Below are 15,187 nucleotides of genomic sequence, written 5' to 3'. Positions count from 1 at the left end.
GCTCAGCGGTAGCCCGCTGCGGTCATGATTTCGTTGACGCGCCGCACAATGTCACCCAGCGCAAGGATGGCTGGCTTGGCGCCGGTCAGGCCTTGGTGCACCGCAGCGCCCAAGGGGCCGGTGTTGATCTCGTCCCACTCGGGGATGATGGGGCGCCAATCAGGGCTTGCGTAGCGGAGCTGCTCTTTCAGGGTCACGAACTCAGGGAACATGCGCACCAGCGACACGTCTTCCATCGTCGACACCCGGGTGGGCCCGCCGCCGAGCCGGACCACTGCCTTGTCCTGGGCCTTGGAGGTCAGCCACTGCATCAGCAAAAACGAGGCCTCCGCTCGGGCGGAGGTGCGGGGAATCGCCAGGCCCAGCCCGCCGGATTGCGAGGCGTATTGCACCCCCTTGGGGTGCAAGACATAGCTGACTTTGCCTTCAATTTTGGACACCGGAGAGTTGCGCACCGCGCCGAACACGGCCGTCGAGTCGAGGTACATCGCGCTCTCGCCCTGCAGAAAACTCGACAGCATGTCGTTGTACGAAAAGTTAGCCATGCCCTTGGGGCCGGTGTCTGCAATGTGTTTGAGCAATTGCAGCGCTTGCACACCCGGCGCTTTGTGAAACAGGGGCATCCAGCGCTCATCGAACACCTGGCCACCCAGTGCATTGAGGTGCAGCAACCACGCGTGCACACAGTTGTGGCCGGACTGCCCGCGTGAGGTGAGTGCCGCCATGCCGGTCCGCTCACGCAAAGGGGCAAGCAGCGCTGAGAGCTCGGCATAGGTGCGTGGGGGCGCAAAGCCATGCTTTTCAAAGACATCCCGGCGGTAGGCCAGCACCGAGGTTTCGGCGCCATACGGCAAGCCGTAGAGGCGGGCCCCCGGACCCGGCAAATAACCCTTGGGGCCACCCACCAGACCGATGTTTTGCACATAGCGCGGCACCAGGTCGCCAAAAGCGTAGTCGGGGTCTGCCAGCTGCTTGTCTTTGAAGAAGGACTCCAGCGGCAACAGCAGGTTCTTTTTCACGAACTCGCTCTTCCAGGTGACGATGTAGGTCACCAAGTCGAACTCTGACTGAGGCTTGGCCATTCCCGCCAATTGCACATGCTTCATGCGCAAGATGTTTTCGCGGGCCACGTTCACCTTGATGCCAGTCTCTGCTGTGAACTGGGGCAACAAACGCAGCATGGCGTCGTAATGCGGGTGATCAGGCACACAAAATGACACGGTTTGCCCGCTGAACCGGGCAAAGCGGTCGTCTGCTGCGTTGCTGGCCCGGGCAAAAGCGCTGCCGAACACGGCAAGCGCACCGCTGCCGATCAAACGCCTGCGTCGCGTACTCAAAAAAGACTGTGAAATCACGACACCGCTTTTTCAGTGCTTGGGGCGTTTTTGTGTTTTAGTGGCCCCGGATCACCCTGCCCTCTATTAGACCACTGAGCGGTTTGCACCCCGCAATCGCTTGCTATGCTCGCCGAAATGCCGAACGATCTGCCCCCCCCTGCCCCGCCTGCAGCAGCTGTGCGGCGTGTTGCGCACCTGGACATGGATGCGTTTTATGCCTCGGTCGAGTTGCTGCGCTACCCGCAACTCAAAGGGCTGCCCGTGGTGATTGGCGGCGGGCGGCGGCATGCGGATGACGCGCTGTTGGTCAAGCACGCCGACACGCCGCTGCACGAAATTCCGGTCGCAGAGTTCCCCCTTCTAGAGGGCTATACCGGGCGCGGCGTCATTACCACCGCCACCTATGCCGCGCGCCAGTTCGGCGTAGGCTCGGCCATGGGCCTGATGAAGGCCGCCAAGCTATGCCCGCAGGCCATTTTGTTGCCGGTGGACTTTGCACAGTACCGGCACTACTCACAACGATTCAAGGCCATCATCACCGAAATAGCCCCGGTGATGGAAAACCGCGGGGTCGATGAGGTGTATATCGACTTTACCGGGGTGCCCGGCGGCCAGCGCCAAGGGGGCAGGAGCTTGGCAAAGCTGATCCAAAAGGCAATCTTTGATGACACCGGCCTCACCTGCTCGGTAGGCGTGGCACCCAACAAGCTACTGGCCAAAATGGCCAGCGAATTCAACAAGCCCAATGGCATTGCCATCGTCCAGGAGAGCGACCTGGAGACCATGATCTGGCCCTTGGCCTGCCGCAAGATCAATGGCATAGGCCCCAAAGCCGACGAAAAGCTCAAAAAACACGGCGTGGAAACCATTGGCCAACTGGCCGCCAAAGATTTGCAATGGCTGATGGACACCTTTGGCCCCCGCACCGGCGCCTGGCTGCACGCTGCTGCCCACGGGCAAGACGACCGGCCGGTAGAAACCGAGAGCGAGCCGGTCAGCATGAGCCGCGAGACGACCTTTGACCGTGATTTGCATGCGGTGCGCGACAAGGCCGAACTGGGAGCCATCTTCACCCGCTTGTGCGAGCAGGTTGCCGAGGACCTGCAACGCAAAGGCTACGTGGGTAAAACCATCGGCATCAAATTGCGCTTTGACGACTTCAAGAGCGTCACCCGCGACATGACCATCGCTCACTACACCGCCGACGCGGCAGAAATTCGCCGTATTGCCGGCCAATGCCTCAAACGCGCTCCGCTGCAACGTCGGCTCAGGTTGCTTGGAGTGAAAGTGGGCGCGCTGGCTGCATTAGACCCGTTGCACGCTGCTTCAAAGAAGCGTGAAGCTACCCCAGAGACTGGTTGGCTTTTCGACTGAGTGCGCAGCACTCTTCGGCCGACCTCATGAACGAGGTCTGCTGCGAGTAGCACACATTTTGGTTTTTGGCTGCATGGATTTTGTGTGCCTCGCCTTTGAAATTGACCAAGATCAAGTCAACGCATAAACCGAGTGAATCGCACGTTTATCGGCATTGACTTCAAAGGGTCAACCGAGGCTAAATAAAGCCGTATTGACAGAAGCCAAACCACTAGCTCCAGGAGGAATGATCAATGCGTGTGAACTTACCGGTGACTCAGCGCGAGTACGACTATCCCGCCGATCGAATGCTGGTGTCGATGACCGACAGCAAAGGCGTCATCACCCATTGCAACCACGCTTTTGTGGAGACCAGCGGATTCACCTACGAGGAGCTCATTGGCCAGAACCACAATCTGGTGCGCCATCCGGATATGCCGCCCGCTGCCTACCGGGATATGTGGAACACCATTGGCCACGGCCACCCATGGACCGCCCTGGTGAAAAACCGACGCAAAGACGGTGACCACTATTGGGTGCAAGCCAACGTCACACCGGTTCTGGAAAACGGCAAACCCAAGGGCTATATGTCGGTGCGGGTCAAACCAAGCCGCCAGGAAATCGCTGCGGCCGAGGCTCTTTACGCGCAGTTGCGGGATGAAGAAAAGTCAGGAAAGTCCACCGTCTATTTGCGGGGCGGACATGTGCGCTACCGCGGAATCAGGGGCTGGGCCGGTGCCTTGGGCCGCATGAATCTGACCACCCGCCTGGGTCTGGCGCTTGTCGGGATGGTGTGCCTCGGCATGGTTCCAGATATTTTAGGTTTGCAGGGCAGCACGCTGTTCTGGGCGCAGTTGGCCTCTTTGATTGTTGGGGCTGCAGGGGTCATCACATGGTTCAGGGTCCGCTTATCCGCAGGAATGGGAGCGGCTCAACAGTTCGCTTATGACCTTGCCGGTTGCAACCTGCGCAGCTCCGTTAACAGCGACTATCCGCCGCCCTTGGGCGACATGATTGGTGCGCTGCGCCAGATCCAGATCAACCTGCGCGCGGTGGTGGGGGATGTGCGCGAAGAGGTGGACATCCTGACCAAATCCGCCAATGAAATTGCATCGGGCAGCATGGATTTGTCAGGCCGCACCGAATCCCAGGCCAGCAGCTTGGAAGAAACAGCAGCCTCGATGGAAGAGCTCTCCAGCACCGTCAAACAAACCGCAGACACCGCCAGCCGAGTCGCCGAGCAAAGCGCGCGCAGCACCCAAGCAGCATCCAATGGCGGCGAGGTAGTCCACAAGGTGATTCAGTCCATGGAAGAGATAGACCGCTCCTCCAGCAAAATGCGCGACATCATCGGCGTGATCGAGGGGATTGCCTTCCAGACCAACATCCTTGCGCTGAACGCTGCGGTTGAAGCGGCCCGTGCGGGTGAGCAAGGCCGGGGCTTTGCGGTGGTGGCCGGCGAAGTGCGGGCATTGGCCCAGCGCAGCGCGACAGCCGCCAAAGAAATCCGGGAGCTGATTGCCCAGTCGTCCGAGCAGATTTCTGAAGGCTCCAACCAAATGCGCAGTGCCGGCGAAACCATCGACCATGTGGTGGCCCAGGTCCAGGAAGTGGGCAACCTCATCAACATGATCACCAATGCCGCCAAGGAGCAGGCTATCGGGATCGCCCAAGTCAACGAGGCGGTGACCCAGCTGGACACCGTGACCCAACAAAATGCCGCCTTGGCCGAAGAGTCTGCCGCCTCCGCGGACGGACTCACAGACAGCACCGCCTCGGTTGCCCGGGCCATCCAGGTATTCCAGCTACCATAGGGATGCAAACCACCATGATTTGGAAGATATGCCCTTCTCCAAACTCGCGACGCTGGATCACGATGCGCTGTTAGCTCTGCTGCATGCCATCCCACAGCCGGTGTTCATCAAGAACGCCGTTGGAGAACTGATTTACGTCAACAAGGCGTGGCAGACCCAGCTGGGCGCCCCGGCGGGTAACGGGAATCCGCAAACCGGGTTTAACGCGGAGCAAATCCGGTTCTTTACCGAGCAAGACCAGCAGGCCTTTCAACAAGGGCGAACCATCACCCAAGAGGACTTGTTCAAGCTGGAAAGCGAGCTCTCTGCGCGGCACATTCAAACAACGCTGACGCCGGTATTTGACCCCTCCGGCAAGCCCGCCTTTGTGGTGGGCACCAGCATCGACGTCACCGAGCAGCACCAGTTGCAGCAGCAAAACGCGGCCGAGAGAAGCCTGCTGGAGATGCTGGCCTCCAGCGTGCCGCTGGTGGACATCATGTCGGAATTTATTGCGCGGTTCGAGCACATTTTCCCGGGCGCTATCGGCTCAGTGTTGCTGATGGATGAGGAAGAGCGGCATCTGCTGCATGGCGCAGCGCCCAGCCTGCCGGCCGAATACAACCAAGCTATCCATGGCGCGCCCATCGGCCCACGGGCGGGCTCTTGTGGCACTGCCGCGTTTTTGGGTGAAGAAGTGGTGGTCTCGGACATCACCAGTGACCCGCTCTGGACCGACTACCGGGAACTGGCCACAAAGCATCAGCTGAGGGCCTGCTGGTCCATGCCGATTCGCTCGACCAAGGGCCGAGTGCTCGGCACTTTTGCGAACTATTACCGGGAGCCCCGCGTTCCGACGGTCAGTGAGCTGCAAGCGACGCGACGCAGTGCTTATTTGTTGAGCCTGGCGATTGAGAGCGATAAAAACGAACGAAAAATCCAGCGGGATCAGCGTGCGCTGGTGGCTGCAGGCCTGTACCGGCAAGCCATTCTGGACAGCATGGTGGACGGACTGGTCACCGTGGACCGCACGGGAAAGGTTCACACCTTTAACAACGCTGCGTGCCGCATGATGGGGTTGGATGCGGTGACCGAGCAACCGCAGCACCTGAACGATCTTTTGGGCACAACGCTGCCGGCAGATGGGCAAGGGCACCTCGAACTGCTGCATGCGGCAGAAAGCGCGCAAGGCGGCAACTTTGAGGTGGGCGGGCTCGACAAGGAGGGCGAGTTGCGGCCTATCAGCCTGTCGGCCTCCAAAATACCGTTTTCAGAACCCGAAACCTTTGTGGTGACGCTGCGGGACATTACCCAACAACGCCACGACGAGGAAGAAATCCGGCGACTGGCTTTTTATGACCCTTTGACCAACCTGCCCAACCGCCGCTTGCTGATGGACCGGGTTCGGCAAGCGATGATCAACAGTGCACGCCACGGGCGCCATGGCGCGCTGATGTTTCTGGACCTCGACCATTTCAAGCTGCTCAACGACACCTTGGGCCATGATGTGGGCGATGAGCTCTTGCAACAGGTGGCGACCCGTTTGCGCATGTGTGTCCGCGAGGGCGACAGCGTGGCACGCTTGGGCGGCGATGAATTTGTGGTGTTGCTGGAAGACCTGAGCCCCAACCCCAACGAAGCGGCGAGCCATGCCGAGTTTGTGGCCCACAAGATCCTGGATATGCTGGCGCAACCCTACCGCATGCGCGGACACCTGCACAACAGCACGCCGAGCATCGGGATCGTGGTGTTTTTCGAAGACCATGAAACGATTGATGAGCTGCTCAAAAAAGCTGACGTTGCCATGTACCAGGCGAAGTCGGCCGGACGAAATACGGCCCGCTTTTTCGACCCGGTGATGCAAGCCGCCGCCGCGACCCATGCGGCGATGGCGCAAGAAATCAAGGCGGGTATCGAACGGAATGAATTTGTGCTGCATTACCAGGTCCAAATCGACGCCCGCGGCCACTGCACCGGGGCAGAGGCCTTGGTGCGCTGGAACCACAGGGTCAGGGGGTTGGTGTCGCCGGAACAATTCATTCCCCTGGCCGAAGAAACCGGCACGATCTTGCCCCTGGGTTACTGGGTGTTGGACTCTGCGTGCCAGCAGTTGGCGGCATGGAGCCGCAACCCCGCCACCGCCCACTGGACGTTGGCGGTCAACGTCAGTGCCGCGCAACTGGCCCAATCGGGTTTTGTAGACAGCGTGAAGAAGGCTTTGCTGCACAGCCAAGCGCCCGCCACCCAACTGAAACTGGAGTTGACAGAAAGTATGCTGGCCAATGATATGGAGAGCATCATTACCAAGATGATGGATATCAAGGCACTGGGTGTGAACTTTTCGCTGGATGATTTCGGCACCGGCTACTCGTCACTCTCTTACCTGAAGCGCTTACCGCTGTCCCAACTCAAGATCGACAAATCGTTTGTGCGGGATGTGCTCACCGACCCGAGCGACGCGGTGATCGCCCGCACCGTGGTGGCACTCGGTCATAGCCTGGGCCTGACCGTCATTGCCGAGGGCGTGGAAACCCCGGAACAAAGAGACGCATTGGCGGCCATGCAGTGCGATGCCTTTCAGGGGTATTTTTTCGGCAGGCCGGTACCACCAGAGGCACTCATGGCAGACAGGGCGATACAACTCCCTAGCCCATAATGAAAACCTATGCAAAGCCGCTTCGATGTCACCTTGGCTCGGCTGGATTGAAGGAGTACACCCTTGACACTACACGCTGAGTTGTGCCGCCGCGCCGCACGGATGCTGAGTCAAGCGGTCTTGATCTGCCTCGGGCTGGCATTGGCCTGGTTGCCAGTGACTGGTCACGCATCTGCCCCGCTCAAGCTCAGGATCGTCGGCGGGCTGGCTGGTGTGAACCAATACGTTCAACATGAAGAGCCGTTTTGGTCGCAAGAGCTGGCGCGCCTGAGCGGCGGCAAGTACAGCGCGGAAATAGCACCCTTCGACCGCTCAGGCATTCCGGCAGAGGAAATGTTACGTTTGATGTCGCTAGGTGTCATTCCCTTCGGCACCGCGCTGCTCAGTGCCGCCTCCGCACAGCATCCCATGCTGGGCGCCATGGATCTGTCGGGCTTGAATCCGGACATGACCAGTCTGAAACGGCATGTAGCAAGTTTCCGCCCCTTGCTGCAAAAAACATTGCGCGAAAAACACGGTATCGAAGTCCTGGCGGTTTACACCTATCCGGCCCAAATCTTGTTCTGCAAAAAGCCATTGGCCAGCCTTCGAGAGTTGGAAAAACGGCGTATCCGCGTCTCATCGCCCAGCCAAGCAGATCTGATTCAAGGCTTGGGGGGCGTGCCGGTTTTGGTGGGCTTCGGGCAAATGCTGACGCACCTGCAATCCGGCAACACCGAATGCGCCATCACCGGCACGATGTCGGGCAACACCATCGGCCTGCCTGACATCACCAGCCACATGTACAACCTGCCGTTTACTTGGGGACTGGCTGTTTTCGGTGCGAATACCACGGCCTGGAATGCGCTGCCCTCTGACCTGAAAGCACTGCTGAGAAAAGAGCTCACAAGGGTGGAAACCAACATCTGGAATGCCAGTGAACGCGAGACAGCAGACGGCCTCGCCTGCAACCGCGGCGACCCCAGCTGCGAGCGTGGCCGCCCCGGGAAAATGATCCAGATCGAGCCCAGCTCTGACGACATCAAACTTGTCAGGGAGCTCGTCAAAACCACGGTCTTGCCGCGTTGGCAACAACGCTGCAATCAGCACTGCCGCGAAATGTGGGAGAGCACCATCGGGTCGGTCCCCAGCGACATACCTTTACCGAACAGCCGCTGATGGCCAAATTCACGTTCAAGGTCCACCATGCCTTGGTGGCCGTCACCGCTCTGCTGATATTTGCGATTCTGGCGGCCAGCACAGTCCTGATCCGTGATTTGCACAAGAATGCGGTCACCGAAGCCCAAGCCCAGGCGACCCGCTTTGTGACCGGTGCCCAAGCTGCGGTGAACCGGAGCCTGCTGGGCATTGATGTACTGCTGGCGAGCATGGGCAGTTTGCTGGGTCTGGAGAACATGCAGGCCGATTGGCTGGAAGGCCCGTTGGCGGGTAAATTGATTCAAGGTGCGACCCGCCAGAATCTGCTGGTGCGCCATGTGTGGCTCGTCGATGCACAAGGCACGGTTCTGGCGAGCTCCAGCAGCCCGGCGCCGGATGCGCCACTGGAGATACCGGAGGGCTTTCTCAACGAAGCACTCAGCCCCCCCGTATCTATGTTGGCGATCAGCCGACCATTCTTGAGCCCCAGCAGTGCAGAAATGGTGTTGCTGTTTGCCCGCCATCTGTCCTTGGCCGATGGCAGCAAGCTGTTGGCGATTGCCGAGGTTCCAGTCAACTTGTTAACGACGGTGCTGGTGCAAGGGGCGGACATCAGCCAGCTCGAAGCCACAATCGAACGCAGCAACGGCTACCTGCTCGCCAGTGTGCCGCCTCAGGAGTCCTTGAGCGGCCTTGCCTTGAGCCCGGTGATGAGCCCTCAGTCGCAGTTTGCAGTGCAGACCATGCCATCCCGCATCCAGAACCGGCCCGCCCTGGTCGCTTCACGACCCATGCTCTACAACGACCTGCTGATCACGGCCAGCATCCCGATGGACACGGCACTGGAAGAGTGGACCTTTCAGGCAAGGCTGATCGGCATGCTGAGCCTGCTTTTCAGCCTGATGATTGCAGCGGCCGGCTATGCGGGCCTGCGTTATGTGCAGAGCATGGGTCGCGCCCAGCGCTCAATCAGCCATGCCAAAGCCACCACAGACCAGGCGCTGGAATCGATGGAAAGTGGCTTTTTGCTGCTGGATGCCGAGCGCAAGGTCATCACCTGGAACCGGCGCTACCTGGAAATCTACCCTTGGCAAGCGCCGCACATCCGGGTGGGGCACTCTTTTGAAGCGCTGCTGATGGTCACCGCCGTCGAAACCCTGGGCGATGTGCCCCGCGAGACCTTGCAGCAATGGGTCACCACGCGCATGGAGTTGCTGCAACACGGGGTGCATAACCATGAACGGGAGTTCCCCAACGGCCGGATCATTGAAATCACCGAACGGCCGACCCCCGGTGGCGGCGTTGTCATCACTTACCAGGATGTGACCCGCTTGCGCCGCGCGAGCGCGGAAATTGAGCAACTCGCGTTTTTTGATCCTCTCACGAGTCTGCCCAACCGCCGCTTGCTGTCTGACCGGTTGCAGCAAGCGCTGACGACCAGCGTGCGCAGCGGCCGGCGTGGCGCCTTGTTGTTCATGGACCTGGACCACTTCAAAACCCTGAACGACACCTCCGGGCACGACGTGGGTGACATGCTCTTGCAACAGGTTGCCGCGCGCATCAAAGCCTGTGTGCGGGAGGGAGACACCGTCGCCCGGCTGGGCGGCGACGAGTTTGTTGTCATGCTGCTGGACTTGAGCCCTGAAACCCTGGAAGCCGCGCGCCAAGCCCGCCTAGTGGGTGACAATATTTTGCGGGCGATGGCCGAGCCTTTTGAGCTGGGGGACAAGCAACACCGGAGCTCCTGCAGCTTGGGGGCCACATTGTTCGGGGACACCGAGCAAGACGCTGCAGAGCTGCTCAAACAGGCGGATATTGCGATGTACCAGGTCAAAAACAACGGGCGCAACGCGTTCTGTTTCTTTGACCCCGGCATGCTGACCGCCATCGAGGCCCGTGCCCGCCTGGAAGTCGATCTGCGCAAGAGCCTGGACGATCAACATTTCGAGCTGTATTACCAGCAGCAGGTGAATGAAGAGGGCCAGGTCGTGGGTGCCGAGGCCCTCGTCCGCTGGCACCATCTGGATAACGGCTTGGTGCTGCCCGGGCAGTTTATCGGGCTCGCGGAAGAAACCGGCCTCATCCTGCCCATGGGTCAATGGGTGCTGGAGCAAGCCTGTACACAACTGGCCATGTGGCAGCGCCAGCCCCGGAGCCGTGACCTGCAGCTCTCGGTCAACGTCAGCGCCCGCCAGTTCCGGCAAGCGGATTTTGTAGACCGGGTGGCCAGGATCTTGCGCTCGACCGGCGCACGGGCCGACCTTTTGAAGCTGGAGCTGACAGAAAGCCTGGTGCTGGACAACGTGGAAGACACGATCCAGAAAATGAACGCGCTCAAAACCTTAGGGGTGCGGTTCTCGATGGATGACTTCGGGACCGGCCACTCCTCGCTTTCTTACCTGACACGCCTGCCGCTGGACCAGCTCAAGATCGACCAGTCTTTTGTGCGGAATATCGGCTCACAGTCGACTGACTCGATCATCATCCAGACCATCATCGGCATGGGCAACAACCTCGGGCTCGAAGTGCTGGCCGAGGGGGTGGAAACCGAAGCCCAGCGCGACTTCCTCTCCGCTCATGGCTGCCACCTGAAACAGGGCTTTTTGTTCGGACCTCCGCTGCCAGCTCCTGAATTCATCAAAGCGCTACATGCTGAAGAAATCAGCCTCTAACCTTCGTAAATACTGCGCAGGTAGTTATATTTTTTATAGCAAATTTATTGTCGGGCGGTGCGGGTATTGCCCGGCAAAGCTTGCGGGTGGCTGGTGCGCAGGGGGTTGATATCCAGCCCGCCACGGCGGGTGTAGCGCGCATACACGGTCAACTTGGCGGGTTTGCAGCGGGCCCAGATGTCCATAAAGATGCGCTCCACGCATTGTTCGTGGAACTCGTTGTGGTTGCGAAAACTCACCAGATACTGCAACAAGCCTTCCTGCTGGATCTGCAACCCGGTGTAGCTGATCTGCACACTGCCCCAATCGGGCTGGCCGGTCACCAGGCAGTTGCTTTTGAGCAGGTTGCTTACCAGCACCTCGGTCACCATGCCTTCTGCCGCCGGCACCGTGACCAGCAGTTCAGGCGCGGGCTGGTAGTGGGTGCACTCCACATCCAGGCGATCTAGGCTCAGGCCATCCAGCTCGTACACCGGCTCACGGTCGAACTGCTCGGCCGCAATCAAGCGCACCCCGACCGATTGCACCGGGCCTCCCCGCCACGCCGCCTCCGCAATATCCGTCCGCAAACGGGCCAGCACTTCGGAGGCATCGGCAAAACGGGTGTTGTTGAAGCTGTTGAGATACAGCTTGAAAGACTTGCTTTCGATGATGTTGGGCGTTTCAGCGGGGATGGTGAAGTGCGCCAACGCGACCTGAGGCTTGCCGCGCAGGTTGAGCCAGCTCAGCTCAAACGCCGTCCACATGTCAGCGCCGAAAAACGGGGCGGCACCGGAAATGCCGATCTCCGCGCGTTTGCCCGCACGGGGAATAGGAAACAACAGCGAAGCGTCGTACTGATCGACATACGCCGAAGATTTGCCAAGTTGGGATTGCTCAGGGGTGTTCATTCAATGTTTCCGGTCAAAGTGGGCCAGCAGCGCGGCCAGAATGCGGCGCACAGGCTCGGTGGGCAGGTCATGGCCCATGCCTTCAATGGGCAAGAGGGTCGCGCCCGGGATGCGACGGGCTGTGTCTTCACCGCAGGCAAAAGGTATCAGCGGGTCGGCGGTGCCGTGGATAACCAGGGTGGGCGCCGTGATCCGGGGCAATAGCGCAGTGCGCGCACCATCGGCCACCACGGCCAGCATTTGCCGCAAGGTGCCCACCGGGTACATGGCGCGGTCCACGCCCCGGGCAATCCGCGCCCGCAAATCGTCTTCCGGCGTGGGGAAAGCGGGGCTGCCGATCGCCTGAAACAGGCGCAAAGAGTGCTCCACCATTTCGGCTTTGCTGGTGCCCGAAGGGCGGCGCAGCATGGCGCGCAAGACCTCAGGTGCCGGGCCGGGCAGGCCTTTTGCACTGCTGCTGCTCATGATGCTGGTAAGGCTCAATACGCGTTCGGGCGCTGCAAGGGTCACGCGTTGGGCAATCATTCCGCCCATGCTCATGCCCACGACATGGGCCTTTTGTACGCCCAAGGCATCGAGGACACCCAGCGCATCCGCCGCCATATCGCTCAAGCTGTAGGGCGCCGCAGGGGTAAAGCCGAACTTGTGTTGCAAGCTGGCCCAAAAAATATTGGGCTTGCCCGCCTCTTCGATGCGGCTGCTCAGCCCTACGTCGCGATTGTCGAAGCGGATCACGCGGTAGCCTGCGGCCTCCAAACCCTGCACCAGATCGGCGGGCCATGCAATCAACTGCAGACCCAGCCCCATGATGAGCAGCACCGCCGGTTTGCCGGCAAAAGCGGGGTCGCGCTGGGCGCTGTCTTCGACTTCGATATTGATACCGTTTGCTCTTATTTTCATAGCTCCTCGCGCAATATTAACGGGCGCTCAGCCCTGTTTCCTTCTGAAAACCAACCGCTCCTGCGTGGACTCTTCGGCGGCAAATGCATAGCCCTCCAGATCAAACCCTTTGAGCTGTTCAGGCGTGCTCAGGCGGTTCTCGATGGCATAGCGGGCCATCAGGCCTCGCGCTTTTTTGGCAAAGAAGCTGATGATTTTGTATTTGCCGTCTTTGTATTCCTGGAACACGCACTCCACCACCCGGCCCTTCAGGGCTTTGAGGTCCACCGACTTGAAGTACTCGTTCGACGCCAAGTTCACCACCACCGGGGTGGTGTCGGCTTTCAGGCGGGTGTTCAGGTAATCCGAGAGCTGGCTTCCCCAGTAGTGGTAGAGGTTGTTGCCGTGCGGACCCTTGAGGCCAGTGCCCATCTCGAGCCGGTAAGGCTGCATCAGGTCCAGCGGGCGCAACACGCCGTAGAGGCCACTCAAGATACACAAATGGTCTTGCGCCCAGGCCAGGTCTTCGGTGCCCAAAGTCTTGGCGTCCAGCCCGTCATACACATCGCCGTTGAATGCCAGCACGGCTTGGCGGGCGTTCTTCTGGGTGGCTTTAGGGGACCAGGCTTCATAGCGCGCTACGTTGAGGGTGGAGAGTTTGTCACTCAGATCCATCAGTTCGGCAATTTGTTGCGGCGAGTACGCGCGCAGCAGGCCAATGAGCTCCGCCGACTGCTTCACGAACATCGGCGCAGTGTGTGGCTGGCCATTCAGGGGGGTGTCGTAGTCCAGGGACTTGGCAGGAGAAATCAAAAACAACATGGCTATTCAGGGCTGCGCGAGGCGGGCCGGCCAGTTTATCGCGAAGGCCGGTTACCCACTGGGCACGGGTGGCAAGCCCTGCCGAAGCGTCACAGCTTCTTCATATGAGCGGCTTAGTCTCGGCGCCTTCTTCAACAGGGAGTCTTGACCACCATGATCGCTTTTTCCCCCACCCGTCTCGCTGCTGCACTCGCCATGGCAGCGACTGCCATGAGCGCATCTGCGCAAACTGAAGTGACCGCCGTGTTGGCCGGCCACGCGGCCTTGTCTACCTTCACCACCGTGGAAGCCCCCAAAGCTGCAGGCTCCTTCTTTGAGACCGCTGGCAAGTTCAACGCCGCCAACCGCCAGCGCACCGAAGTGCTGAACAGCATCGAAGGCGTTACTTTCGTGGGTGATGCCAAGTACCCCCGCAAATCCGGCGGTACCCTGCCTATCAAGGGCCAATCAGTGCAAGGCTTCTCGGGCATCGTCTCTTTGGGCAATACCGAGTTTCTGGCCCTCACCGACAACGGCTTCGGCAGCAAACTCAACTCGCAGGACGCACTGCTGATGGTGCACAACGTCAAGGCAGATTGGGCCAAGGGCGAAGTCACCCGCCTCAAAACCACCTTTTTGCACGACCCCGACCGTAAAGTGCCCTTCGCCATCCAGAACGAAGCCACCGCTGAGCGCTTTTTGACCGGCATCGATTTCGACCCCGAGTCCATCCAAGTCGTGGGCGATGAATGGTGGATCGGCGACGAATTCGGCCCCTATGTGCTGCGCGTCACCCCACAAGGCAAGGTGCTGGGCGTGGTGGATACCGTGGTGGGCGGAAAGGCCTACCGCAGCCCCGACCACTACATGAATGGCCGCCTGCCCAACTACCCGGGCGATGCTACGTTTGAAGCCCGCCGCAGCGGTGGCTTTGAGCCCATGGCCAAGTCCCTGGACGGCAAAACCCTGTACCCCATGTTGGAGTGGCCCTTGTGGGACGCTGCCACCAAGGCCCAGGAAAGCCGCAACGGCAAGCCCTACACCCGCATTCTGGAACTGGATGCCGCCAGCAAAACCTACAGCACCCGCCAGTGGAAATACGCGTTTGAAGAAGCGGGCCATGTGGCTGCCGACTTCCAGATGCTGAGCGCTACCACCGGCCTTGTTATTGAGCGTGATGACATGACCGAAGGCTCCGGCAACGTGTGCAGGGACGAGCCGCGCACCGACTGCTTCACCCGCCCGGCCAAGTTCAAGCGCGTCTACAAGATCGACTTCGCCCAAGCGGACGCAGATGGCTTTGTGAAGAAGGTGGCCTTCATTGACCTCACCAAAATCGCCAACCCTCAGCGCCTGGCCAAGCTTGGGCCGAACGAAGAAACCTTTGTGCTACCCCACCTCGGACCTGAAGGCCTGACCGTGGTGGACGCCAAGCACATCGTGGTGGTGAACGACAACAATTTCCCCTACTCCAGCGGCCGCACACTGGGCAAGCCGGATGACAACGAGCTGACCCTGCTCAACATCCAAGCGCTCATTGACGCAAAGTAAACAAGGCCCCCACGCTCCGCCGCTGCGCGGGTCGCTGCCCCCCCACGGGGGCGCATTTTGCTTGGGTCGGCCCTGCGCAAAATTGTCCCTCGTCAGAGGGCTGAGGCGGGTGCCGCCA

General features: G+C 60.1%; 10 protein-coding genes. 6 read left to right on the top strand and 4 right to left on the bottom strand.

The features are described from left to right. Positions 1-2: 2 nt before the first annotated feature. Positions 3-1,355, bottom strand: coding sequence for an ABC transporter substrate-binding protein (locus RAE19_RS14390; protein ID WP_313875533.1), 1,353 nt, complete (start codon positions 1,353-1,355; stop codon positions 3-5). A 105-nt stretch (positions 1,356-1,460) separates the two neighbouring features. On the opposite strand from RAE19_RS14390, the gene dinB reads away from it, so the two are divergent. The 5 genes from dinB to RAE19_RS14365 all read left to right on the top strand — a co-directional run bounded on the left by dinB (position 1,461) and on the right by RAE19_RS14365 (position 10,948). Then, complete coding sequence (dinB, locus tag RAE19_RS14385; RefSeq protein WP_313875532.1) at positions 1,461-2,711, top strand: DNA polymerase IV; 1,251 nt, start codon at positions 1,461-1,463, stop codon at positions 2,709-2,711. A 233-nt stretch (positions 2,712-2,944) separates the two neighbouring features. Next, entirely contained in the window at positions 2,945-4,504 is a 1,560-nt protein-coding gene (locus RAE19_RS14380; protein ID WP_313875531.1) for a methyl-accepting chemotaxis protein, read from the top strand. 28 nt (positions 4,505-4,532) lie between these two features. After that, entirely contained in the window at positions 4,533-7,139 is a 2,607-nt protein-coding gene (locus tag RAE19_RS14375) for a sensor domain-containing protein (protein WP_313875530.1), read from the top strand. Between the two features lie 63 nt (positions 7,140-7,202). Continuing rightward, on the top strand, positions 7,203-8,297 hold the full coding sequence (locus RAE19_RS14370) for a TRAP transporter substrate-binding protein (protein ID WP_313875529.1): 1,095 nt from the start codon (positions 7,203-7,205) through the stop codon (positions 8,295-8,297). Next, on the top strand, positions 8,297-10,948 hold the full coding sequence (locus tag RAE19_RS14365) for a bifunctional diguanylate cyclase/phosphodiesterase (RefSeq protein WP_313875528.1): 2,652 nt from the start codon (positions 8,297-8,299) through the stop codon (positions 10,946-10,948). The genes RAE19_RS14370 and RAE19_RS14365 overlap by 1 nt, the downstream gene beginning before the upstream one ends. Positions 10,949-10,992: 44 nt before the next feature. Here RAE19_RS14365 and queF read toward each other — a convergent pair whose 3' ends face one another. Genes queF through yaaA form a run of 3 tightly spaced genes read right to left on the bottom strand, consistent with a single transcriptional unit; the run spans position 10,993 to position 13,539 of the window. Next, positions 10,993-11,838: an NADPH-dependent 7-cyano-7-deazaguanine reductase QueF gene (gene queF / locus RAE19_RS14360; protein ID WP_313875527.1), complete on the bottom strand. Its 846-nt coding sequence runs from the start codon at positions 11,836-11,838 to the stop codon at positions 10,993-10,995. Beyond that, entirely contained in the window at positions 11,839-12,738 is a 900-nt protein-coding gene (locus tag RAE19_RS14355) for an alpha/beta fold hydrolase (protein ID WP_313875526.1), read from the bottom strand. Positions 12,739-12,765: 27 nt separating this feature from the next. After that, positions 12,766-13,539 carry a peroxide stress protein YaaA gene (gene yaaA / locus RAE19_RS14350; RefSeq protein WP_313875525.1) on the bottom strand — a complete coding sequence of 258 codons (774 nt, stop codon included), beginning with the start codon at positions 13,537-13,539 and terminating at the stop codon, positions 12,766-12,768. Positions 13,540-13,692: 153 nt separating this feature from the next. Here yaaA and RAE19_RS14345 point away from each other — a divergent pair, with 153 nt between their 5' ends. Then, positions 13,693-15,069, top strand: coding sequence for an esterase-like activity of phytase family protein (locus RAE19_RS14345; RefSeq protein ID WP_313875524.1), 1,377 nt, complete (start codon positions 13,693-13,695; stop codon positions 15,067-15,069). The last annotated feature ends 118 nt before the right edge of the window (positions 15,070-15,187 follow it).

The sequence above is a fragment of the Rhodoferax potami genome, assembly GCF_032193805.1.
Taxonomy (GTDB): Bacteria; Pseudomonadota; Gammaproteobacteria; order Burkholderiales; family Burkholderiaceae_C; genus Allorhodoferax; species Allorhodoferax potami_A.
This window is presented reverse-complemented; position numbering and strand designations above follow the sequence as displayed.

Excerpts from the sequence above, each read along its gene's own strand:
- queF (WP_313875527.1), bottom strand. The coding sequence starts at position 11,838 with ATGAACACCCCTGAGCAATCCCAACTTGGCAAATCTTCGGCGTATGTC.
- RAE19_RS14355 (WP_313875526.1), bottom strand. The coding sequence starts at position 12,738 with ATGAAAATAAGAGCAAACGGTATCAATATCGAAGTCGAAGACAGCGCC.
- RAE19_RS14375 (WP_313875530.1), top strand. The coding sequence starts at position 4,533 with ATGCCCTTCTCCAAACTCGCGACGCTGGATCACGATGCGCTGTTAGCT.
- dinB (WP_313875532.1), top strand. The coding sequence starts at position 1,461 with ATGCTCGCCGAAATGCCGAACGATCTGCCCCCCCCTGCCCCGCCTGCA.
- RAE19_RS14365 (WP_313875528.1), top strand. The coding sequence starts at position 8,297 with ATGGCCAAATTCACGTTCAAGGTCCACCATGCCTTGGTGGCCGTCACC.
- yaaA (WP_313875525.1), bottom strand. The coding sequence starts at position 13,539 with ATGTTGTTTTTGATTTCTCCTGCCAAGTCCCTGGACTACGACACCCCC.
- RAE19_RS14345 (WP_313875524.1), top strand. The coding sequence starts at position 13,693 with ATGATCGCTTTTTCCCCCACCCGTCTCGCTGCTGCACTCGCCATGGCA.
- RAE19_RS14380 (WP_313875531.1), top strand. The coding sequence starts at position 2,945 with ATGCGTGTGAACTTACCGGTGACTCAGCGCGAGTACGACTATCCCGCC.